At 41.6% G+C, this 25688-nt stretch carries 10 protein-coding genes, 3 rRNA genes, 1 other RNA gene and 1 pseudogene; 13 read left to right on the top strand and 2 right to left on the bottom strand.

Going from position 1 to position 25688, the window contains the following annotated elements; all coding sequences use genetic code 11:
* Positions 1 to 36: 36 nt before the first annotated feature.
* Positions 37 to 8028: pseudogene (locus tag C7J88_RS10795) on the top strand (GA-like domain-containing protein).
* A 115-nt stretch (positions 8029 to 8143) separates the two neighbouring features.
* Here the strand turns inward: C7J88_RS10795 and C7J88_RS07725 are convergent.
* The gene (locus C7J88_RS07725) at positions 8144 to 8245 is read right to left on the bottom strand and encodes an SE2200 family small protein (RefSeq protein ID WP_095115084.1); all 102 of its coding nucleotides are present in this window, start codon (positions 8243 to 8245) and stop codon (positions 8144 to 8146) included.
* A 17-nt stretch (positions 8246 to 8262) separates the two neighbouring features.
* Positions 8263 to 9753, bottom strand: coding sequence for an L-lactate dehydrogenase (quinone) (gene lqo, locus C7J88_RS07730; protein WP_095115086.1), 1491 nt, complete (start codon positions 9751 to 9753; stop codon positions 8263 to 8265).
* Between the two features lie 523 nt (positions 9754 to 10276).
* Here lqo and C7J88_RS07735 point away from each other — a divergent pair.
* The 12 genes from C7J88_RS07735 (at position 10277) to rrf (ending at position 25368) form a co-directional block, all read left to right on the top strand.
* On the top strand, positions 10277 to 11881 hold the full coding sequence (locus C7J88_RS07735; protein ID WP_095115088.1) for an L-lactate permease: 1605 nt from the start codon (positions 10277 to 10279) through the stop codon (positions 11879 to 11881).
* 176 nt (positions 11882 to 12057) lie between these two features.
* Entirely contained in the window at positions 12058 to 13500 is a 1443-nt protein-coding gene (gene treP, locus C7J88_RS07740) for a PTS system trehalose-specific EIIBC component (protein ID WP_095115090.1), read from the top strand.
* Between the two features lie 103 nt (positions 13501 to 13603).
* Positions 13604 to 15247, top strand: coding sequence for an alpha,alpha-phosphotrehalase (gene treC / locus C7J88_RS07745; protein ID WP_229709387.1), 1644 nt, complete (start codon positions 13604 to 13606; stop codon positions 15245 to 15247).
* Positions 15248 to 15263: 16 nt separating this feature from the next.
* Positions 15264 to 15989 (top strand): trehalose operon repressor, encoded by a 726-nt coding sequence (gene treR / locus C7J88_RS07750; protein WP_095115094.1) that lies wholly within the window; start codon positions 15264 to 15266, stop codon positions 15987 to 15989.
* Between the two features lie 60 nt (positions 15990 to 16049).
* An RNA gene (gene ffs / locus C7J88_RS07755) (signal recognition particle sRNA large type) lies at positions 16050 to 16319 on the top strand.
* A gap of 205 nt (positions 16320 to 16524) precedes the next feature.
* The gene (locus C7J88_RS07760; protein ID WP_095115096.1) at positions 16525 to 17061 is read left to right on the top strand and encodes a GNAT family N-acetyltransferase; all 537 of its coding nucleotides are present in this window, start codon (positions 16525 to 16527) and stop codon (positions 17059 to 17061) included.
* 160 nt (positions 17062 to 17221) lie between these two features.
* Positions 17222 to 18913, top strand: coding sequence for a DNA polymerase III subunit gamma/tau (dnaX, locus tag C7J88_RS07765; protein WP_095115098.1), 1692 nt, complete (start codon positions 17222 to 17224; stop codon positions 18911 to 18913).
* A 97-nt stretch (positions 18914 to 19010) separates the two neighbouring features.
* Positions 19011 to 19331, top strand: a complete 321-nt coding sequence (locus tag C7J88_RS07770; protein ID WP_095115100.1) for a YbaB/EbfC family nucleoid-associated protein — start codon at positions 19011 to 19013, stop codon at positions 19329 to 19331.
* A gap of 1 nt (position 19332) precedes the next feature.
* A complete protein-coding gene (gene recR, locus C7J88_RS07775; protein WP_095115102.1) occupies positions 19333 to 19929 on the top strand; it encodes a recombination mediator RecR in 597 nt (198 codons plus the stop codon).
* Positions 19930 to 20374: 445 nt separating this feature from the next.
* A 16S ribosomal RNA gene (locus tag C7J88_RS07780) occupies positions 20375 to 21925 on the top strand.
* A 329-nt stretch (positions 21926 to 22254) separates the two neighbouring features.
* Positions 22255 to 25179 (top strand): 23S ribosomal RNA (locus C7J88_RS07785).
* Between the two features lie 74 nt (positions 25180 to 25253).
* A 5S ribosomal RNA gene (gene rrf / locus C7J88_RS07790) occupies positions 25254 to 25368 on the top strand.
* The 16S, 23S and 5S rRNA genes sit together here, the layout of an rRNA operon.
* Positions 25369 to 25688: the final 320 nt, after the last annotated feature.

Raw genomic sequence — 25688 nt, forward strand, 5'->3', positions numbered from 1 at the left:
TCATCATAGGTCACCTATATTAGGAGGTTTTATTTAATGAATAACAAGAATAATTTTTTATCTAATCGTCTCAATAAATATTCGATTAGAAAAGTCAACTTTGGAACAGCATCACTACTCATCGGAGCAACATTATTATTTGGTGTGAACAACGATGTACAAGCGGCGGAACAGACAAAAAATAACACTGTTTCAGAAGGACAAACTGGAGAAGGCGAGCCAGCCGTCGCTGAAGCGCCAGTTAATGAAGAAACTGTCCAAGCAGAACCATCAGAAGTTGAGGCAACAGACGTATCAGAACAAGAAGAAGTAGCGACTGATGAGTCAGAAACAACAGATGTAGTAGAGGAAGAAACTACGCAAGAAGCGGAAGAAGAAATAGCGACTGAAGCGCAAACTGAAACAGAAAAAGACACAACAATAGAAGAACAAGTAGAGGGAGAAACAACATCTGAGACACAAGAAGAAAAATCACCTGTAGAAGTGATTAAACAAGAAATCTCAGAAGCATCAGAAACAGTAACAGAAGTAAAACAATCTCATAATTATCAAGGAACGAACAACGCTGTACCAACAGAAGAAGTTGTGACAGCGGGTGAAACTGTTCAGTCTAATGAGACAGTAGAAACACCAGATGTACCAGCTACACGTTATGATGCAGCAGTGGCACTTTTTGAGGAATTAGAGAAAAATAAATCATATGCGACAACAAGTGGAACAGCATTCCGTTCTGCTTTTCGTAGCGTTCCAACAACACGTGCAGCAGATACTTATACAGGGAAGATGATTGATTATCCAGGTGACTTAGTTCAAAAAATAGATGATCCTTCCACAGCACTTGCGCCAGGTAATATTAACTTTTCTCCAAGATTTGTAGATGGGAAAAGTAAATCGTACGCCTTTTTAGTAAATCCTGATGGCACGATTACGAAGAAACAACTTGCAACAAATAGTGCAAGTGGTGTCGTTGCATATAGTGGAAATTTCGTTGAGTTAAACAACAATACACCAGAAGCTTATGTGTATTTGAGTAATGTCGGAATTGCGGACGGTCATATTGTAGATGCTATTGCGAAAGTATCTGTCATCCCATCAAAAGACGGAGATCCGGCAAATACACGATATTTCTTTATGTCAGGTAGGGACTATCTTTCTCTTGCTTCAAAAAATGGTGGAGGCGCAAAAGTAGACTTAACATTTGTAGAACATAAAGACCAAAGCGAATTTGATAACTTATATGATACAGTTCAACCATCACAAACGACTAAAGATGCACTGCTTCAACAGCTTAATAACATTAAAGGTGCAGAAACATCAGTTAGTGGTTTATTAAACGTTTATGACTTAGATGATTACAGTGCAACTAAAAGTAAAGATTCAAGAAAATCGATTACATTCGAACGCGATCAAGTGAATAAACTTTATGTGAGTAATGAATCGAGACAACAAGCGACATCACTTATGGAGTTAACAGGAGAACAAGTAACTCTGACGTCTGGACCAGGTAGTGGTGGTGCTGCAACTTTAAATCATAAAAGGGTTACGGTTACGTTTGAAAATCAAAGTCAACTTAACTATACAATCACAGGTTCGGGGTCTAATGGTCCTGCATTCCATCCAGATGGCCTTTTATTATTACAAGTACCACCATATCACGTGGAAGATGTATCGACAACAACGGGGCAAGATGATCAATTTGTGATACACCAAACAGTTCCTTCACGTGATGTAAGAAAAACAAATACATTACCAACGAATATTACGTTAGGTGTTCAGGTACCAGAAGGCGTTAAGCTGACGTTGAAAGAAAATACAACGTCATTGTTCACAGCGGATAAGAATGCAAGTACGGACAATAACTTAACGATTGTTCCTGGTAAAAACGGCAGTAAAGATTTAAATTTATTGAAAAATGCAACGTACTATAACAAAATTTATGATTTACCTATCACAGCAAGCCACGACTTAACTTTAGCAGACGTTGAAAATAACACAACAAAATGGCAAACACTTCAACAGTACTATGATAAAGATGAAGAAGTATTGAAAGTGCCAATTAACTATACATTTGATAACAGTGCAGAACGTTGGGACAATCTCACAACAGATAAGCCCTTTGCGGTAATGAATGTTTCAGATGATATTAAAAACGCATTACGTAGAATTGATGAAGCAGTAGCAGCAGTAGAGGCAGCTAAGGCAGCTGATGAAGCTGCAAAAGCTGAATTAGCGAAGGCGAACGAAAATGATTTAATCACGCCAACAGAAGAAGCAGCGTTAAATGCAGCGCAACAAAACGCGATAGCCAAGAAAACAGCCGCTACAAATATTGTGAACCAATTACCAGCTGCGTATCAAGGTGATATGCCAGCAACATTGGCAGGTTTAACAGGTATTCAAGTACCATCTGTAACCGATCAAAATGAAAATGGCATTCATGATAGTGTTGATGCTCAAGTTGATGAAGCGAAAAAAGCCGTAGAAGCTGCAAAGCAGGCAGATCAAGCGGCAAAAGCAGCATTAGTAAAAGCGAATGAAAATGGTCTAATAACACCCGAAGAATCAGCGCAATTAACAGAATTAGCACGAAAAGCTGCAGGTGCAAAGTCTGCTGCAGAAACAGCTGTCGCAAAATTGTCAGAGACACCACAATCAGTAAAAGATCAAAAAGGGACGTTGACTGATGAATTGTCACGTTTAAATGGTATTACAGTTCCAGAAGTGAATGACAATGACGCCAACGGCGTAGCAGATGAAGTAGATAAACAACGTGATGAAGCAACAGCAGCAGTGGAAGCAGCGAAGAAAGCAGATGAAGATGCGAAAGCAGCGTTAGCAGAAGCAAACAAAGATGGCTTAATTACACCAATGGAGAAAGCAGAGCTTGAGAAACTACAACAAGCCGCAGCAGACAAGAAAGCCGAAGCGACAACAAAAGTAGAAGCATTACCGGAAGATCAAAAAGGTGAGTTGCCAGCAGAGTTAGGTAAGCTAGACGGCATAGAAATTCCAGAAGTGAATGACAATGACGCCAACGGCGTAGCTGATGAAGTAGATAAACAACGTGATGAAGCCACAGCGGCAGTAGAAGCAGCGAAGAAAGCAGATGAAGATGCGAAAACAGCGTTAGCGGAAGCGAACAAAGATGGCTTAATCACACCAACAGAAAAAGCAGAGCTTGAGAAACTACAACAAGATGCTGCTGATAAAAAAGCCGAAGCGACAACAAAAGTAGAAGCATTGCCGGAAGATCAAAAAGGCGAATTACCAACAGAGTTGTCTAAGTTAGATGGCATAGAAATTCCAGAAGTGAATGACAATGACGCCAACGGCGTAGCAGATGAAGTAGATGCACAACGTGACGAAGCAACAGCAGCAGTGGAAGCAGCGAAGAAAGCAGATGAAGATGCGAAAGCAGCGTTAGCAGAAGCAAACAAAGATGGTTTAATCACACCAACAGAAAAAGCGGATCTCGAAAAACTACAACAAGCCGCAGAAGATAAGAAAGCCGAAGCGACAACAAAAGTAGAAGCATTGCCGGACGATCAAAAAGGTGAGTTGCCAGCAGAGTTGTCTAAGTTGGATGGAATCAAAATTCCAGACATCAATGACAATGACGCCAACGGCGTAGCAGATGAAGTAGATAAACAACGTGATGAAGCAACATCAGCAGTAGAAGCGGCGAAAAAAGCAGATGAAGATGCGAAAACAGCGTTAGCGGAAGCAAACAAAGATGGCTTAATTACACCAACGGAGAAAGCAGAGCTTGAGAAACTACAACAAGCCGCAGCTGATAAAAAAGCGACAGCGACAACAAAGGTGGATGAATTACCAGCCGATCAAAAAGGCGAGTTGCCAACAGAGTTAGGTAAGCTAGATGGCATAGAAATTCCAGACATCAATGATAATGATGCCAACGGCGTGGCTGATGAAGTAGATGAGCAACGTGACGAAGCAACAGCAGCAGTGGAAGCAGCGAAGAAAGCAGATGAAGATGCGAAAGCAGCGTTAGCGGAAGCAAACAAAGATGGCTTAATTACGCCAGAAGAGAAGAAAGAACTTGAGAAGCTTCAACAAGATGCTTCTGACAAGAAAGCTGAAGCGACAACAAAAGTAGAAGCATTGCCGGAAGATCAAAAAGGTGAGTTGCCAGCAGAGTTAGGTAAGCTAGACGGCATAGAAATTCCAGAAGTGAATGACAATGACGCCAACGGCGTAGCAGATGAAGTAGATAAACAACGTGATGAAGCAACATCAGCAGTAGAAGCGGCGAAAAAAGCAGATGAAGATGCGAAAGCAGCGTTAGCAGAAGCAAACAAAGATGGTTTAATCACACCAACTGAAAAAGCAGATCTTGAAAAACTACAACAAGCTGCAGAAGATAAGAAAGCCGAAGCGACAACAAAAGTAGAAGCATTGCCGGAAGATCAAAAAGGCGAATTACCAACAGAGTTGTCTAAGTTAGATGGCATAGAAATTCCAGATATCAATGATAATGACGCCAACGGCGTAGCAGATGAAGTAGATAAACAACGTGATGAAGCAACATCAGCAGTAGAAGCGGCGAAAAAAGCAGATGAAGATGCGAAAACAGCGTTAGCGGAAGCAAACAAAGATGGCTTAATTACGCCAGAAGAGAAGAAAGAACTTGAGAAGCTTCAATAAGCTGCAGAAGATAAGAAAGCCGAAGCGACAACAAAGGTGGATGAATTACCAGCCGATCAAAAAGGCGAATTACCGACAGAGTTGTCTAAATTAGATGGCATAGAAATTCCAGACATCAATGATAATGATGCCAACGGCGTGGCTGATGAAGTAGATGAGCAACGTGACGAAGCAACAGCAGCAGTGGAAGCAGCGAAGAAAGCAGATGAAGATGCGAAAACAGCGTTAGCGGAAGCAAACAAAGATGGCTTAATCACACCAACAGAAAAAGCGGATCTCGAAAAACTACAACAAGCTGCAGAAGATAAGAAAGCTGAAGCGACAACAAAAGTAGAAGCATTGCCGGAAGATCAAAAAGGCGAATTACCGACAGAGTTAGGTAAGTTAGATGGCATAGAAATTCCGGACACCAATGACAATGACGCCAACGGCGTAGCTGATGAAATAGATGAGCAACGTGACGAAGCTGAAGCAGCAGTAGAAGCGGCGAAGGAAGCAGATGAAGATGCGAAAACAGCGTTAGCGGAAGCGAACAAAGATGGACTTATTACGCCAACAGAAAAAGCAGAGCTTGAGAAACTACAACAAGCTGCTGCTGATAAAAAAGCGACAGCGACAACAAAGGTAGAAGCATTGCCGGAAGATCAAAAAGGTGAGTTGCCAGCAGAGTTGTCTAAGTTGGATGGAATCAAAATTCCAGACATCAATGACAATGACGCCAACGGCGTAGCTGATGAAGTAGATAAACAACGTGATGAAGCAACAGTGGCAGTAGAAGCAGCGAAGAAAGCAGATGAAGATGCGAAAACAGCGTTAGCGGAAGCGAATAAAGATGGCTTAATTACGCCAGAAGAGAAGAAAGAACTTGAAAAACTACAACAAGCTGCAGAAGATAAGAAAGCCGAAGCGACAACAAAAGTAGAAGCATTGCCGGAAGATCAAAAAGGCGAGTTACCAACAGAGTTAGGTAAGCTAGATGGTATAGAAATTCCAGACATCAATGACAATGACGCCAACGGCGTAGCAGATGAAATAGATGAACAACGTGATGAAGCCACAGCGGCAGTAGAAGCAGCGAAGAAAGCAGATGAAGATGCGAAAGCAGCGTTAGCGGAAGCGAATAAAGATGGCTTAATTACGCCAGAAGAGAAGAAAGAACTTGAGAAACTACAACAAGCTGCAGAAGATAAGAAAGCCGAAGCGACAACAAAAGTAGAAGCATTGCCGGAAGATCAAAAAGGTGAGCTGCCAGCAGAGTTAGGTAAGCTAGACGGCATAGAAATTCCAGAAGTGAATGACAATGATGCGAATGGTGTAGCTGACGAAGTAGATGTACAACGTGACAAAGCTGAAGCAGCAGTAGAAGCAGCGAAAAAAGCAGATAAAGATGCGAAAACAGCGTTAGCGGAAGCGAACAAAGATGGTTTAATTACACCAACGGAAAAAGCAGAGCTTGAGAAACTTCAACAAGCTGCAGTAGACAAAAAAGCAGAAGCAACAACAAAAGTAGAAGCATTGCCAGCCGATCAAAAAGGTGAGTTACCGACAGAGTTGTCTAAGTTGGATGGAATCAAAGTTCCAGAAGTGAATGACAATGACGCCAACGGCGTAGCTGACGAAGTAGATGAGCAACGTGATGAAGCCACAGCGGCAGTAGAAGCAGCGAAGAAAGCAGATGAAGATGCGAAAACAGCGTTAGCGGAAGCAAACAAAGATGGCCTAATTACGCCAGAAGAGAAGAAAGAACTTGAGAAGCTTCAACAAGATGCTGCTGATAAGAAAGCAGAAGCAACAACAAAAGTAGAAGCATTGCCGGACGATCAAAAAGGTGAATTACCAACAGAGTTGTCTAAGTTAGACGGCATAGAAATTCCAGAAGTGAATGACAATGACGCCAACGGCGTAGCTGATGAAGTAGATAAACAACGTGATGAAGCAACAGCAGCAGTGGAAGCAGCGAAGAAAGCAGATGAAGATGCGAAAACAGCGTTGGCAGAAGCGAACAAAGATGGTTTAATCACACCAACAGAAAAAGCAGATCTTGAGAAACTACAACAAGCCGCAGAAGATAAGAAAGCCGAAGCGACAACAAAAGTAGAAGCATTGCCGGACGATCAAAAAGGTGAATTACCAACAGAGTTGTCTAAGTTAGACGGCATAGAAATTCCAGAAGTGAATGACAATGACGCCAACGGCGTAGCTGATGAAGTAGATAAACAACGTGATGAAGCAACAGCAGCAGTGGAAGCAGCGAAGAAAGCAGATGAAGATGCGAAAGCGGCGTTGGCAGAAGCGAACAAAGATGGATTAATCGCACCAACAGAAAAAGCGGATCTCGAAAAACTACAACAAGCCGCAGAAGATAAGAAAGCCGAAGCGACAACAAAAGTAGAAGCATTGCCGGACGATCAAAAAGGTGAGTTACCGGCAGAGTTAGGTAAATTAGACGGAATTGAAATTCCAGAAGTAACTGACGCTGATGAAAATGGTATTGCAGATGATACAGATGCGCAACGAGCAGATGCAGAAAAAGCAGTAGAAGCGGCGAAGAAAGCAGATGAAAATGCGAAAACAGCGTTGGCAGAGGCAATCAAAGATGGACTTATTACGCCAACAGAAAAAGCAGAGCTTGAGAAACTACAACAAGCCGCAGAAGATAAGAAAGCCGAAGCGACAACAAAAGTAGAAGCATTGCCGGACGATCAAAAAGGTGAGTTACCGGCAGAGTTAGGTAAGTTAGACGGAATTGAAATTCCAGAAGTAACTGACGCTGATGAAAATGGTATTGCAGATGATACAGATGCGCAACGAGTAGATGCAGAAAAAGCAGTAGAAGCAGCGAAGAAAGCAGATCAAGCGGCAAAAGATGCATTAACTAAAGCTCAAGCAGATGGCATCATCACACCTGATGAAAAGGCAGAACTAGAACGACTACAAGAAGAAGCAAAAGTGAAGAAAGCCGAAGCAACAGCAAAAGTCGATGCGTTACCAGAGAATCAAAAAGTTGATTTACTAGAAGAACTTGATAAATTGACAGGTATCCAAGTCCCAGAAGTAACTGACATGAATGATGTTGATCAATCTGATGAAGACATGAATACAGATGATAAACAAGAAAAACATGGTGTAACACCAACGAAACCGACAGAAAAAGGCAATGATACCATTGCTATAAATGGAGAGACAATTGAGAAAGAAGTACCGTCTCACAAAGGTTCAGAAGGTAAAAAACAAACACTTCATGAATTACCAGAAACAGGACAAGATTCACAACAACCAGTTACATTATTTGGTGGTTTGATTGCAGCCTTAGCGGGACTATTATTCTTCAGAAAACGTAAGAATGACGAAGAAACAAAATAATATGGATATGAAAAGAAGAAGCAGTATTTAAACGCTGCTTTTTCTTTAGGTTTATTAAACAAAAACCCCCACTTTAGGCAATATTGCCCAAAGCGGGGGTTCAATCTTTTAAAGATTAATATTCGATATTTGGCATTTTGTTAACGTGTTGTTGATAACGTTTTAACGCAGCTACTGCTCCACCAAGAATAATTGAAATAACAATTAATTTTTTCATATCGGTGTGCACTCCTTTTATTCGTAATAGTTCAATTCTAAGTCTTTAGAAGTTTGTTCACGTGTTTTGCGCATTAATGCTTCATCATCGATTAATGATTTGCCATATGAAGGAATCATTTTTTGGATTTTAGCTTTCCAAGCTGATAATTCTTCAGGGAAGTTGCGTTCAATTACTTCTAATGCAACTGATACTGAAGTTGATGCTCCTGGTGATTCGCCAAGTAATGCAATAACAGTATGATCTTCAGAGTTCACAACCTCTGTACCGAATTGGATAAATCCTTTGCCGTATTCTTCAGTATCTTTGATAACTTGAACACGTTTACCAGCAGTGTATAACTCCCAATCTTCGTCACGTGCTTCAGGTACAAATGTACGTAAGTGATTCATACAACCTTCTTTTGTCATTAAAATTTGATCAAAAGAGTATTTGATTAATGGTAAGTTTTTCGCAGCTGATGCCAATAACGTTGTGATGTTGTATGGTTTCACTGACTTGAATAAGTCTAAGTTTGAACCGTTCTTCAAGAACTTAGGTCCAACGCTTGCGAATGGTCCGAATAAGATTGTTTTCTTACCATCGATGTAACGTGTATCCAAGTGAGGAACTGTCATTGGAGGTGTGCCAGGTGGTTCTTTACCGTAAACTTTCACACCGTGTTCTTCAATAACAGATGGGTTTGTACATGCCAAGAATTGACCTGTGATTGGGAATCCACCCAAGTTTTTACTTTCAGGGATACCTGTTTTTTGTAATAACGGAATCGCTCCGCCACCAGCACCGATAAAGATAACATCCGCAATTTCAGTTTGAACGTTACCTGTTTTACGGTTGCGTACTTTTACTTCCCATTTGCCATCTTCACGGCGGTGGAAGTTAGTTACTTCGTGGTTATAATGAACTGCTGCATTTGGATGTTTTTCAATGCTGCGTGCCATTTTACGTGTTAACTCACCGAAGTTTACGTCTGTACCTTCATCAATTTTACTTGCTGCCATGATATCGCTCGCACTGCGACCTTTCATCATTAATGGCATCCATTTTCTCATTACTTCGATATCTTCTGTATATTCGATGTTATCGAACATAGGGAATTGCTTCATCGCTTCGTAACGTTTTTTCAAGAAATTCACGTTGTTTACGCCACGTACGAATGAAATGTGTGGAAGTGGATTGATGAAGTCTCTTGGTGTGTCGATGTTTTTGCTTTTTACAAGATAGCTCCAGAATTGTTTTGAAATCTCAAATTCTTCATTGATACTTTTCGCTTTTTCGATATCAATAGAGCCATCAGGTTGTTGTACTGTGTAGTTAAGCTCACATAGCGCGGCATGTCCAGTACCTGCGTTATGGTTCTCATTTGAACTTTCTTCACCTGGCTGATCTAAACGCTCGTAAAGCTTAATATTCCAGTCGGGTTCAAGGTCTTTGATCAATGAACCGAACGTTGTGCTGAGTACACCTGCTCCAATAATAATAATATCTTTGCTGTGTTTGCTTGTCATAACGATCACCTTTCTGTTTGGCTTAAGAGCAAGGCATGGGTTTACCTTGTTATGCTCTATTATATAATAGACTTTTTCCATTTTAAATGCTATATGCTTAATGATATTAAAAAATATCATATAACTGTCATAATTAATCGGATGTTGCCGTTTTTACAAAGAGTATTAAATCATCAAAAGAGTGTATAAGGATAATTATGGTATATGGGTACTTTTGGTGTTGTGATGGTTTTTGAAGATAATAGCGTCTATTAAAAAAGCACCCAATAAAATGCGTACAAAAAATGACAAAAATATGAAGGTGATTGGTGAGATGAAAACTTTTTGAGAATAGTCATAGCAAGGGTTTGAGACGTATCGATTTATATAAAATAAAAGATTGCTAAATTCGACCTTAAAATGAATACAAAGTTGTAAAGATAAATATTGAATTAATATATCGTAGCACTTACAATTTGATTAAATAAGTCATAAGGTCATCTGATGACTATGACAAATTCATTAAGTTATTGGGGGGATTTAGATGAATGCCTTATTAATGCTTGTAGCGTTAAGTGCAGTAATCGTACCATTCGTTTGTTTGGTTGTTTTACGTATGTCTGCACTCGTTGGGATGACGATTAGCGCGATCGTTGTCACAATATTAGGTTACTTTGTCTGGGGAATTGAAGGTGGAGTAATTGCTGCCTCATTTCTACAAGGCGTACATAAAACGCTGACAATTATTTTGATTTTATTCGGTGCTTTAGCGTTACTTAATACGTTGCGTGAAACGAATGCAGTTGCGCGTATTAATGCGGGGTTTCAAAACGTATCGCACGATATGCGTGTACAAGTGATTATCGTAGCATTTCTATTCGGTTCATTGATTGAAGGTGCGTCAGGGTTCGGCACACCTGCAATGGTAACGGCACCGTTAATGGTTGCACTCGGGTTCAAACCATTGACTAGTGTTGTAACAGCCTTAATTGCAGATAGCGTTTCTGTATCATTCGGGGCGGTAGGGACACCAATCATAGTAGGACTTAGTACGTTAAAAGATGCGAATGAAACACTATTCAGTATGACAACATTACGCGTCACAGCAATCGACTTGCTGAGCGGTGTGTTTATTCCACTCATTATTGTAGCAACAATGGTGATTTTCTTCGGGAAAGACAATCGATTCAAGTCAGTGTTAGAAATCATACCATGGATCATGTTAATAGGTGTTGTTTACGTAGTCACTGCATGGATTTATGCGATGTTGACAGGACCAGAGTTTGTTTCAATCTTAACACCACTTACAGTACTTGTTGTGGCTGTTTTGACAGCGAGAAAAGGTATTTTGATGCCGAAAACAATTTGGCAAGATGCGCTTGAAGATGGTTATGATACAACAGCTGTATCAGGGAAACATGAGATGAGTCTATTATCCGCATGGTCACCCTATCTAATTGTTGTAGCGCTCTTATTATTAACACGTGTGGTCGCACCAGTTAAACATTTCACGACATCTGTATTAAACTTGTCATGGAATGAAATTTTAGGATATGAGCGTATCTCTTCTAGTTGGGAATTGCTTTATTCACCGGGTACGATTTTATTGTTATCTGCATTTTTAGCGGTACTTATTCAGGGCAAATCAATGCGTAACTTTACAAAAGCTTGTCGTGATTCTATCAGAACAATTCGTATCACGACCATTACGTTGATTGCAACATTGGCAATGGTACACGTATTCAGCAACTCAGGCTTAAACGGACATGAATTGTTGAGTATGCCAGAATTTATCGCTAACGGTATGGCCCATGCATTTGGCGATGTGTGGCTTGTAATCGCACCGTTTTTAGGTGCACTCGGTTCTTTCATTACAGGTAGTGCGACAGTATCTACCTTAACGTTTTCACCAATTCAAGCAAATATTGCTCAAGCAATTGGCGCGGATGTATACACAGTGCTGGGTGCACAAGTGATTGGTGCAGCAGCAGGGAATATGATTTGTGTACATAACGTTGTAGCGGTATGTGCCGTTGTAAACATGCCGGGTAAAGAAGGTAGTGTTATTAGTAAAACACTCGGGCCAGCGATGTTGTATTGTATATTAGTAGGTATTAGTACATTGATTATGGCAACATTCTTCTTCTAGCATTGTGAAATGATGAAATATAAGCAGAGTAAAAATCTTTAGGGAAGAGATTTTCGCTCTGCTTTTTTGTTACTTCTAAAAAATAAAAAGTAAATAATTTATGAAAGCCTTTGCATAACTTGTACATACAAGTTATAATTTGTCTATACAAGTTAAAGAGAGAAGGAGTGTATGACATGGCAGTTAAGCGAACGGATGTACAGGATATTATCGAAGCTGTTGGTGGTGCAGAAAATGTACAATCTGCGACACATTGTGTGACGCGTCTCAGATTGGTCTTACATGATGATGGTCAAGTGGACAAAGAGAGATTGAGTGATAATTCATTGGTCAAAGGACAGTTCAAGGCGGATAATCAGTATCAAATTGTCATTGGTCCAGGTACAGTGGATGAAGTATATAAAGTCTTTGTCAGCGAAACAGGTGCTGAAGCGGTGTCTAAAGATGAAGCAAAAGCACAAGCTGCAAAGAAAGGTAATCCGTTACAACGCTTAATTAAGCTGTTAGGCGATGTCTTCATTCCTATTCTGCCAGCGATTGTTACAGCGGGTCTGTTATTGGGTATTAATAACGTCTTAACAATGAATTGGACAAAAGGTGCACCATCGATTGTTGAACGTTTTCCAGAGATTGCAGATGTTGCGAATATCATTAATGTGATTGCAACGACAGCATTTATCTTCCTACCAGCTTTAGTGGGTTGGAGTGCGATGCGTGTATTTGGTGGTAGTCCAGTGTTGGGGATTGTATTAGGTCTTGTCTTAATGCATCCACAACTTTTATCGCAATATGAGATCGGAACAGCAGATGAAATTCCAAAGTGGCATATTTTAGGTCTTGCGATTGAACAGTTGAATTATCAAGGTCAAGTATTGCCGGTATTAATTGCTGCTTATGTGCTTGCTAAAATTGAAAAAGGTATGAATAAGATTACACCTGATTCAATCAAATTACTGGTCGTAGCCCCGGTTGCACTTTTAGTGACTGGATTCTTGGCATTCTTAGTCATTGGGCCAGCTGCTTTATGGATTGGTACAGGCATCACCGTTGCCATTACAACATTATTCGAAAGTGCAGGTTGGATTGGTGGTGCTATTTATGGTCTTTTCTATGCGCCATTAGTGATTACAGGATTGCATCATATGTTTTTAGCAGTGGACTTCCAATTAATAGGCAGTGAACTACAAGGAACTTATTTATGGCCAATACTTGCACAATCTAATATTGCACAAGGTTCTGCGGCATTAGGTGCTTGGTATATTTTCAAAAAGCGTAAAATGGTAAAAGAGCAAGGTTTGGCAGCGACTTCGAGTTTATCGGGTTTCTTAGGTGTGACAGAACCGGCGATGTTTGGTGTTAATCTGCCATTGAAATATCCATTCTTTGCAGGTATCATTACAACAATGATGACAGGGGCATTGATTGGCGGTGCTGGCGTACTTGGTAAAGTCGGTGTCGGTGGGGTACCAGCGATTATTTCAATCAATCGTGAATTCTGGGGTATCTTTGCAATTGCAACCGTTATTTCGATGATTGTGCCAGCTATTTTAACAATCATCTTTTCAAAGTTTAGTCGAGAGAAGACGAAAAAGATGGTCGACAAGCCTGAAGAAATGTAAGTGAATGAATATGATAAAGGGGGAGTAGAAGAGGGTGAACACTTTTCTACTTCCTATTGTTTTTACAGTGTAAATATACAGTGTTTGGAAGGTGGAAAAATAAATAATGAAAGAACAAGATTGGAAAAAGTCCGTTGTTTATCAGATTTATCCCAAGTCATTCAATGATACAACAGGGAATGGTGAAGGAGATTTACGTGGCATTATCGACAAGTTGGATTATTTACAGTTTTTAGGTGTCGATTATTTATGGCTAACACCTATTTATGATTCGCCAATGAATGACAATGGCTATGATATCAGTAATTATTATGAAATCAACGAGCAATTTGGTACGAAGGCGGATTTACGTGAACTTCTTGATGCAGCGCACACACGTGGTCTCAAAGTAATCTTAGATATTGTCATTAACCATACATCGACAGAACACGAGTGGTTCAAAGCGGCTCGTCAGTCTAAAGAGAGTCCATACCGTGATTATTACTTTTTTAAAAATTCTCAAGATGGCCCTCCGACTAATTGGATGTCTAAGTTTGGTGGAAATGCTTGGCAATTTGATGATCAAACGGAAGAATACTACTTACACTTATTCGATGTCACACAAGCAGATTTGAACTGGAATAATGAAAATGTACGTAAAGCATTGTATAAAATCTTAAACTATTGGATTGATTTTGGTGTGGATGGATTCCGCTTTGATGTGATTAATTTAATTTCTAAAGGTGCATTTGAAGATTCAGAGGCAATTGGTAAAGAATTTTATACCGATGGGCCACGTGTCCATGAATATATTCACGAAATGAACCGCAAAACGTTTGGCGATAAGGACTTTATGACAGTAGGGGAAATGTCGTCTACAACAATTGATCATTGTATTCAATACACGCAACCAGAGAGACAAGAGCTACATAGTGTTTTCAACTTCCATCATCTTAAAGTGGATTATAAGGATGGGGAAAAGTGGACGAATCAAAAGTTTGATTTGCAGCAGTTGAAAACTATTTTGATGGATTGGCAAACAGGTATTTATGAAGGTGGCGGTTGGAATGCGATATTTTGGTGTAATCATGATCAGCCACGTGTCGTATCTCGCTTTGGGACAGATTTAGATGAAGCGATGCGAAAACAGAGTGCTAAAACACTTGCGATTGTGCTACATTTATTACAAGGGACGCCGTATATTTATCAAGGTGAAGAAATTGGGATGACAGACCCACACTTCACATCGATTGCACAATATCGAGATGTTGAATCTTTGAACGCTTATCATTCATTGAAGAGCCAAGGATATGATGAACAAGAAATCCTGACAATTCTTGGACAAAAATCTCGTGATAACTCTCGTACACCAATGCAATGGTCTGCGGATACACATGCTGGCTTTACGACAGGAACGCCATGGATTGACGTGTCACCAAACTATGAAACCATTAATGTTGAAGCGGCATTGGAAGACCAGAATTCCATTTTTTATATGTATAAACAATTAATCGCGTTACGTCATACACATGATATTGTGACGTATGGGAATATCGTGCCACGTTATATGGGACATGAACAATTATTTGTGTACGAGCGAAACTACGAAGGACAGACTTGGTTAGTAGTAGCGAATATGACAAACGAACCTGCTAAGTTGCCAGAAGATATTGAGCGAGAAGGTGACATTATTATAGAGAATGGCACAGTGACAGGCGGTTATCTTGAGCCATATGGGGCGTACGTTCTGTCCATAGAATCAAAGTAAGAGGCGAAAATATGTCATGATTAAACAAAATAAGTTTAAGCAAATATATGAAGAAGTGCGAAGAGATATTATTGAAGGTATATATGCATATGGAACACAACTCCCATCAGAAAATCAACTTGTGGAACAATACGATGTGTCACGTGAAACAGTCCGGAAAAGTTTAAACATGTTGGTGGCTGACGGTATGATTCAAAAAATACGTGGGAAAGGATCTGTTGTGATTTTTCAAGGGATTACGGAATTTCCTTTCGCAGATTTAGTGAGTTATAAAGAAGTACAACGAAGGCAAGGGAAGGCACATCATACAGAATTGCATGTCTTTGAAAAGGTAGTTGCAGGAGATGTTCCCACTATCCAACAGGCGTTAAATGTTTCATTGAATACACCTTTATGGCACATCGTTCGTCATCGAAAAATGGACGGTCATACTAAAATTATTGATGAAGACTATTTGTTATATGACCTATTTCCTGACTTGTCGGAAAGTCATCTGTTAGACTCTTTATATGCATATGTCGAACAGGTAAAAGGATACGATATTAGCTTTTCAAGTAAGTCGATTACTTTTGAAGCGTTTGGTACACAAGAATATGAGACATTTGGTGATGTAACGCCGAATTATACAGCGACAGTGAGAGGGATTGTACATTTAAAAGATACGACGAAGTTCCAATACAACATCTCGAAGCACTTAGCTACGGAGTTTTGTTTTGTAGATTTTTCACGTCGACAAAAATAATATCGTCTATATAGGATTACGCTTGCAAAATGATAAGGATGTATAGTAATATTAATCGTACCGTGCTAAGCGGGGAGGTAGCGGTTCCCTAGACTCGAAATCCGCTTTATGCGAGGCTGAATTCCTTTGTCACGGGTGTGTATTTGTGAGGTCTGCCCAAAGCACGAGGTGTTTGAAGACTTCGGTCCTATGCAATATGAACCCATGAACCATGTCAGGTCCTGACGGAAGCAGCATTAAGTGGATTCTCATATGTGCCGTAGGGTAGCCGAGGTTTAGCTATCGACTTTGGTAACGCTTGTGATGCACATTCAACACAAAGGTGCACGGTTTTTTTAATGATTAAATATAGAATGATTGATATAGAAAGAGTTGAGATGATACGCATTAAGCGATTGTTTCAACTCTCTTTTTAGGTTGTATACGTCATCGTATGTAGAATAAATGTTATAATAGAAATGATATATTGGAAGAAACTTGCTTTCAATGATGGGACTAAGTCATATATAACTGAAACGAATAAGGGGGCGCTAAGATGTCGATTTTTATTAGTACATTGACAGAGATGGATTATGAGCCATCTTTACAAATGATTGGAGATGCTTTTAAAGATGCACCGGAGTCTGACCAAAACGAAGCACAACTTGTGAAAGGGTTACGTATGGCACCGGATTATCGTTATGAGCTGGAAGTGATTGCGAAAACTGCAGATGATGAGATTATCGGACATGCGATGTGCAGTGAAGTAATGATAAAAAGTGGTGAACATGCATATGTTGCACTTGCACTCGCACCGCTATCTGTGACACAGGCGTACCAACATAAAGGGATTGGGACGGCACTAGTACAAGCTTTAGAAGAGCGTGCCTATGCGCAAGAATACACGACGATTGTTGTAACTGGATATCCTGATTTTTATGAACAGATGGATTATGAAGTGGCGGCGGACCATGGTATTACTGTGCCATTTGATGTGCCGAACGAAGCGGTGCGTGTGAAGTTTTTATGGGATTCATTAGAAGATCCACCACACGGAGAAGTACATTATCCGGAACACTTTTTTACAATATAGATAGTAGGAGCGAGGTTTGAACTGATTTGACAATATGACATGGTAATTATGTCGGTCTATTGTTAGGGCGGTTCAAACTTTTTGTATGATGACCGATCGTCACATACAAAATGAAGGGAACATGATATAATAAGAGCATTGTATATTCGGAGGTGCAACAGTGGACTATCAAGCGCTATATCGCATGTTTCGCCCACAGAGCTTTGAGGATGTTGTGGGTCAAGAGCATGTGACGAAAACATTAAAAAATGCTATTGCAAAAGGGAAACAATCACACGCATATATTTTCAGCGGACCTCGAGGAACAGGTAAAACGAGTATTGCTAAGATATTTGCGAAAGCGATTAACTGTGAAACGAATCATGACGGTGAACCATGTAACGCATGTGCAATTTGTAAAGGGATTACGCTAGGAACAAATTCGGATGTCATCGAGATAGATGCTGCGAGTAATAACGGTGTCGATGAGATACGAAATATCCGAGATAAGGTCAAATATGCACCGAGTGAATCGCGTTATAAGGTGTATATCATCGATGAAGTGCATATGTTGACGACAGGTGCCTTTAATGCACTATTAAAAACACTTGAAGAGCCGCCTGCGCATGCCATTTTTATTTTAGCAACGACAGAACCACACAAAATCCCTCCAACGATCATCTCACGTGCACAGCGCTTTGACTTTAAAGCAATTAATCAGTCACAAATTGTATCAAGACTTAAGTATGTTGCAGAAACACAAGGGATTGATTTTGATGAAGCGGCATTAGACTTTATCGCCAAAGTATCAGAAGGTGGGATGCGTGATGCGCTCAGTATCATGGACCAAGCGATTGCCTTTGGAGACGATCATTTAACATTGCAAGATGCTTTAGATGTAACAGGAAGCCTTGCTGATGCAGATTTGAACGAACTAATGGCAGATGTTGTTTTAGGTAATGTTCATGCTGCTTTTGAACGCTATCATACATTCGTGAGTCAGGGGAAGGAAGTCAATCGTTTGATTAACGATATGATTTACTTCGTTCGAGATACCATTATGGCTAAGACGACGAATACAGAGATGGAATATGATGCCTTGAGTCGTTTGGAACTTAGCGTTTTGTATCAAATGATAGATGTCATTAACGACACACTTGTATCGATACGATTTAGCGTGAATCAAAACGTACATTTTGAAGTATTACTCGTGAAGTTATCTGAAATGATTAAAGTAACGAATATGTCTACGGATACGATACCAACGCAAGCACCTGCACAGGTAGATACAGCACTTGTTGCACGTTTAGATCAGTTGGAATCAGAACTTAAGACACTCAAGTCGCAAGGAACGAGTCGCCTAACACCTCCAAAAGCGCAACCGATGAAACGTCGTGGTAGCGCAATGACGTACTCTGTGGAACGTATTGCGAAGGTTTTAGACAATGCAAATAAAGAAGATATTGCGAGCATTAAAGCACGTTGGCTCGATGTGATTCAGTACGCCAAAAATCGTGAGCAGAAGGCATTGGTTAGTTTACTACAAAACTCTGAACCTGTTGCGGCGAGCGAAGATAAAGTATTGATTAAGTTTGAAGAAGAAATTCACTGTGAAATTTTGCAGAAAGATGAAGAAAAACGACAAAGCGTTGAAAAGGTCGTAAAAGATATTATTAATAAGTCTGTCGAAGTTGTCGGCGTCCCTGCAGATAAATGGATGCAAGTGCGCAGCGATTATATAGAAGGTTTGAAGCGCAATGGTAATGAACGCCCTCCGCAATCTCAGCCATCACAAGAACAGCCGAGTGCCGTTCAAGCAGCAAGAGATATTTTTGGTGCGGACATTGTGCATGAAGTGGATAGCGAGACATGACAACTGAAAAAAAGGCATGTATAATTGGAAACAAATGTTGAAGAGCGGTTGAGACAGAATGTCCTAGCTCGGTAGATAATAAAGGAGGAACTAGATTATGCGCGGTGGCGGAAATATGCAACAAATGATGAAGCAAATGCAAAAAATGCAAAAGAAAATGGCAGAAGAACAAGATAAATTAAAAGAAGAAAAAATTGAAGGGTCAGCTGGCGGTGGCATGGTCAAAGTTGTTGTAACAGGTCATAAAGAAGTAGTAGATGTCATCATCAATGAAGAAGTAGTAGATCCAGAAGATGTTGAAATGTTACAAGACTTAGTACTTGCTGCAACAAATGAAGCAATGAACAAAGCGGATGAACTGACAGCAGATCGTCTTGGCAAACATACTAAAGGTCTTAACATTCCAGGATTGATGTAAGATGCATTATCCACAACCGATATCGAAGCTGATTGACAGCTTCATGAAACTGCCAGGCATTGGTCCCAAGACGGCTCAACGTCTGGCTTTTCATGTACTAGAGATGAAAGAAGACGATGTTGTACAGTTTGCCAAAGCACTCGTAGATGTAAAGCGAGAACTTACCTATTGTAGTACATGCGGTCATATAACAGAACAAGATCCATGCTATATTTGTGAAGATAAGCAACGAGATCGTTCAATTATTTGTGTTGTTGAAGATGATAAAGATGTGATTGCGATGGAAAAAATGAAAGAATATAAAGGGTTGTATCATGTCTTGCATGGTACGATATCTCCAATGGATGGTATTGGCCCGGAAGATATCAATATTCCAGCACTTGTAGAGCGTTTAAAAGACGAAAGTGTTCAAGAATTGATACTCGCAATGAATCCAAACTTAGAAGGTGAATCGACAGCGATGTACCTTTCAAGACTTGTGAAACCTCTCGGTATTCGTGTCACACGACTTGCACAAGGGTTATCTGTGGGTGGCGACTTAGAATATGCGGATGAGGTGACTTTGTCAAAAGCTATTTCAGGACGAACAGAAATGTAACATGATTAAAGATAGAGATATTTCGAGATGAAGTTGGAATTAGATACCTGAAACGTTGCGCAGCTGAGCCGCAGATGTATATCTGTCTCAGCTGTTTTTAAATAATTACAATTAAAATTGGTAATAAATATTGAAAAAGATAAAAGGCTTTAAAGAGTGTAATTTTTAGTATTGTAGAGGTGTTTAAAAGGCTGTATAGTTATATCTTGTTGAGCGGCAAACAAATCACTCAACAAAATGACGAAAAAGAATTTCAAAAAGTTGTTGACTTTGATTGATGACTTGTGTATAATTAATTCTTGTCGAGTCGAAAGACAAAGTACATGAACATTGAAAACTGAATGACAATATGTCAACGTTAATTCCGATAATTTGAGTACTCAGAGTAGTACTTTCAAGAGTGATTGACTTAAACAATCAAACGAGCTATATCAAGCTTACTTCTTTTATGGAGAGTTTGATCCTGGCTCAGGATGAACGCTGGCGGCGTGCCTAATACATGCAAGTCGAGCGAACAGACGAGGTGCTTGCACCTCTGACGTTAGCGGCGGACGGGTGAGTAACACGTGGGTAACCTACCTATAAAACTGGAATAACTTCGGGAAACCGGAGCTAATGCCGGATAATATATTGAACCGCATGGTTCAATAGTGAAAGACGGTTTTGCTGTCACTTATAGATGGACCCGCGCCGTATTAGCTAGTTGGTAAGGTAACGGCTTACCAAGGCGACGATACGTAGCCGACCTGAGAGGGTGATCGGCCACACTGGAACTGAGACACGGTCCAGACTCCTACGGGAGGCAGCAGTAGGGAATCTTCCGCAATGGGCGAAAGCCTGACGGAGCAACGCCGCGTGAGTGATGAAGGTCTTCGGATCGTAAAGCTCTGTTATTAGGGAAGAACAAACGTGTAAGTAACTGTGCACGTCTTGACGGTACCTAATCAGAAAGCCACGGCTAACTACGTGCCAGCAGCCGCGGTAATACGTAGGTGGCAAGCGTTATCCGGAATTATTGGGCGTAAAGCGCGCGTAGGCGGTTTTTTAAGTCTGATGTGAAAGCCCACGGCTCAACCGTGGAGGGTCATTGGAAACTGGAAAACTTGAGTGCAGAAGAGGAAAGTGGAATTCCATGTGTAGCGGTGAAATGCGCAGAGATATGGAGGAACACCAGTGGCGAAGGCGGCTTTCTGGTCTGCAACTGACGCTGATGTGCGAAAGCGTGGGGATCAAACAGGATTAGATACCCTGGTAGTCCACGCCGTAAACGATGAGTGCTAAGTGTTAGGGGGTTTCCGCCCCTTAGTGCTGCAGCTAACGCATTAAGCACTCCGCCTGGGGAGTACGGTCGCAAGACTGAAACTCAAAGGAATTGACGGGGACCCGCACAAGCGGTGGAGCATGTGGTTTAATTCGAAGCAACGCGAAGAACCTTACCAAATCTTGACATCCTTTGACCGCACTAGAGATAGTGTTTTCCTCTTCGGAGGACAAAGTGACAGGTGGTGCATGGTTGTCGTCAGCTCGTGTCGTGAGATGTTGGGTTAAGTCCCGCAACGAGCGCAACCCTTGAGCTTAGTTGCCATCATTAAGTTGGGCACTCTAAGTTGACTGCCGGTGACAAACCGGAGGAAGGTGGGGATGACGTCAAATCATCATGCCCCTTATGATTTGGGCTACACACGTGCTACAATGGACATTACAAAGGGCAGCGAAACCGCGAGGTCAAGCAAATCCCATAAAGATGTTCTCAGTTCGGATTGTAGTCTGCAACTCGACTACATGAAGCTGGAATCGCTAGTAATCGTAGATCAGCATGCTACGGTGAATACGTTCCCGGGTCTTGTACACACCGCCCGTCACACCACGAGAGTTTGTAACACCCGAAGCCGGTGGAGTAACCATTTGGAGCTAGCCGTCGAAGGTGGGACAAATGATTGGGGTGAAGTCGTAACAAGGTAGCCGTATCGGAAGGTGCGGCTGGATCACCTCCTTTCTAAGGATAATATACGGAATATCACCTTTAGGTGATAAGCGGATTAACGTGACATATTGTATTCAGTTTTGAATGCTCATATTTGAGGATTCAACTAAAATAATAGAATTTGTATTGAAAGTATTTGTTAACGCAAATAAGTTTAAAACAATTTCGTTGTACATTGAAAACTAGATAAGTAAGTATAAATGATTTTACCAAGCAAAAACCGAGTGAATAGCGAAAGCTTGAAACTAAAAAAATTATCGCTAGTCGTCAAATGACGACTCACATAATTAATAACTGGTGGATGTTGGAATCGTGATTAACGATTGCCAAAACATCACAAAGATTAAGTTATTAAGGGCGCACGGTGAATACCTTGGCACTAGAAGCCGAAGAAGGACGTTACTAACGACGATATGCTTTGGGGAGCTGTAAGTAAGCTGTGATCCAGAGATTTCCGAATGGGGAAACCCAGCACGAGTTATGTCGTGTTATCTACATGTGAATACATAGCATGTAAGAAGGCAGACCCGGAGAACTGAAACATCTTAGTACCCGGAGGAAGAGAAAGAAAAATCGATTCCCTGAGTAGCGGCGAGCGAAACGGGAAGAGCCCAAACCAACAAGCTTGCTTGTTGGGGTTGTAGGACACTCTATACGGAGTTACAAAAGGACATGTTAGACGAATAACCTGGAAAGGTTAATCATAGAAGGTAATAATCCTGTAGTCGAAAACGTGACCTCTCTTGAGTGGATCCTGAGTACGGCGGAGCACGTGAAATTCCGTCGGAATCTGGGAGGACCATCTCCTAAGGCTAAATACTCTCTAGTGACCGATAGTGAACCAGTACCGTGAGGGAAAGGTGAAAAGTACCCCGGAAGGGGAGTGAAAGAGAACTTGAAACCGTGTGCTTACAAGTAGTCAGAGCCCGTTAATGGGTGATGGCGTGCCTTTTGTAGAATGAACCGGCGAGTTACGATCTGATGCAAGGTTAAGCAGAAAATGTGGAGCCGTAGCGAAAGCGAGTCTGAATAGGGCGAATGAGTATTTGGTCGTAGACCCGAAACCAGGTGATCTACCCTTGGTCAGGTTGAAGTTCAGGTAACACTGAATGGAGGACCGAACCGACTTACGTTGAAAAGTGAGCGGATGAACTGAGGGTAGCGGAGAAATTCCAATCGAACTTGGAGATAGCTGGTTCTCTCCGAAATAGCTTTAGGGCTAGCCTCAAGTGATGATTATTGGAGGTAGAGCACTGTTTGGACGAGGGGCCCCTCTCGGGTTACCGAATTCAGACAAACTCCGAATGCCAAATAATTTAACTTGGGAGTCAGAATGTGGGTGATAAGGTCCATATTCGAAAGGGAAACAGCCCAGACCACCAGCTAAGGTCCCAAAATATATGTTAAGTGGAAAAGGATGTGGCGTTGCCCAGACAACTAGGATGTTGGCTTAGAAGCAGCCATCATTTAAAGAGTGCGTAATAGCTCACTAGTCGAGTGACACTGCGCCGAAAATGTACCGGGGCTAAACATATTACCGAAGCTGTGGATTGTCCGTAGGACAATGGTAGGAGAGCGTTCTAAGGGCGTTGAAGCATGATCGCAAGGACATGTGGAGCGCTTAGAAGTGAGAATGCCGGTGTGAGTAGCGAAAGACGGGTGAGAATCCCGTCCACCGATTGACTAAGGTTTCCAGAGGAAGGCTCGTCCGCTCTGGGTTAGTCGGGTCCTAAGCTGAGGCCGAAAGGCGTAGGCGATGGATAACAGGTTGATATTCCTGTACCACCTAAATTCGTTTTAAGCGATGGGGGGACGCAGTAGGATAGGCGAAGCGTGCTGTTGGAGTGCACGTCTAAGCAGTGAGATTGAGTGTTAGGCAAATCCGGCACTCGTAAAGATTGAGCTGTGATGGGGAGAAGAAACAAGTTTCTTCGAGTCGTTGATTTCACACTGCCGAGAAAAGCCTCTAGCTAGAAAATAGGTGCCCGTACCGCAAACCGACACAGGTAGTCAAGATGAGAATTCTAAGGTGAGCGAGCGAACTCTCGTTAAGGAACTCGGCAAAATGACCCCGTAACTTCGGGAGAAGGGGTGCTCTTTAGGGTTCACGCTCTGAAGAGCCGCAGTGAATAGGCCCAAGCGACTGTTTATCAAAAACACAGGTCTCTGCTAAACCGTAAGGTGACGTATAGGGGCTGACGCCTGCCCGGTGCTGGAAGGTTAAGAGGAGTGGTTAGCTTCTGCGAAGCTACGAATCGAAGCCCCAGTAAACGGCGGCCGTAACTATAACGGTCCTAAGGTAGCGAAATTCCTTGTCGGGTAAGTTCCGACCCGCACGAAAGGCGTAACGATTTGGGCACTGTCTCAACGAGAGACTCGGTGAAATCATAGTACCGGTGAAGATGCCGGTTACCCGCGACAGGACGGAAAGACCCCGTGGAGCTTTACTGTAGCCTGATATTGAAATTCGGTACAGTTTGTACAGGATAGGTAGGAGCCATAGAAGCGTGAGCGCTAGCTTACGTGGAGGCATTGGTGGGATACTACCCTAATTGTATTGGATTTCTAACCCGCAGCACTTAGCGTGCTGGGAGACAGTGTCAGGCGGGCAGTTTGACTGGGGCGGTCGCCTCCTAAAGAGTAACGGAGGCGCTCAAAGGTTCCCTCAGAATGGTTGGAAATCATTCAAAGAGTGTAAAGGCATAAGGGAGCTTGACTGCGAGACCTACAAGTCGAGCAGGGTCGAAAGACGGACTTAGTGATCCGGTGGTTCCGCATGGAAGGGCCATCGCTCAACGGATAAAAGCTACCCCGGGGATAACAGGCTTATCTCCCCCAAGAGTTCACATCGACGGGGAGGTTTGGCACCTCGATGTCGGCTCATCGCATCCTGGGGCTGTAGTCGGTCCCAAGGGTTGGGCTGTTCGCCCATTAAAGCGGTACGCGAGCTGGGTTCAGAACGTCGTGAGACAGTTCGGTCCCTATCCGTCGTGGGCGTAGGAAATTTGAGAGGCGCTGTCCTTAGTACGAGAGGACCGGGATGGACATACCTCTGGTGTACCAGTTGTCGCGCCAGCGGCATAGCTGGGTAGCTATGTATGGACGGGATAAGTGCTGAAAGCATCTAAGCATGAAGCCCCCCTCGAGATGAGATTTCCCAACTTCGGTTATAAGATCCCTCAAAGATGATGAGGTTAATAGGTTCGAGGTGGAAGCGTAGTGATACGTGGAGCTGACGAATACTAATCGATCGAAGACTTAATCAAATTTTTTCACAAGGTTTTGTTTGTGTAACTGATATACTTACTATCTAGTTTTGAATGTATAACATTCAAATTTATCTGGTGCCAATGGCAAAGAGGTCACACCTGTTCCCATGTCGAACACAGAAGTTAAGCTCTTTAGCGCCGATGGTAGTTGAACTGACGTTCCGCTAGAGTAGGACGGTGCCAGGTAATTCTTCTAAGAGAGGTCTTAATGACTTCTCTTTTTTTGTTTTATCCTAAAAATTTTAGGAAGATTGGGAGAAAAGCGTTTAGGATTTGAGCAGAATCGAATGATGCACAAAATTACTTTTCAAATTTTGTAGCGCTGAGAAGTTCTGTTGAGAATTTTACTTTTCAAATACTAACAATCGGTTACCCATTGCGCAAATTTATTATGTTTCCCCCTTTTTTGATTGTACACAAAAGCAAGGGGATCGAGTGGTTTTATCTGATTTTATAAGAAATACATCAGAAATAGTGAACTTGCTTGTGGGTTTGTATGAACTTAA

Origin of the sequence: Staphylococcus muscae (assembly GCF_003019275.1) — a bacterium.
Lineage (GTDB): Bacteria > Bacillota > Bacilli > Staphylococcales > Staphylococcaceae > Staphylococcus > Staphylococcus muscae.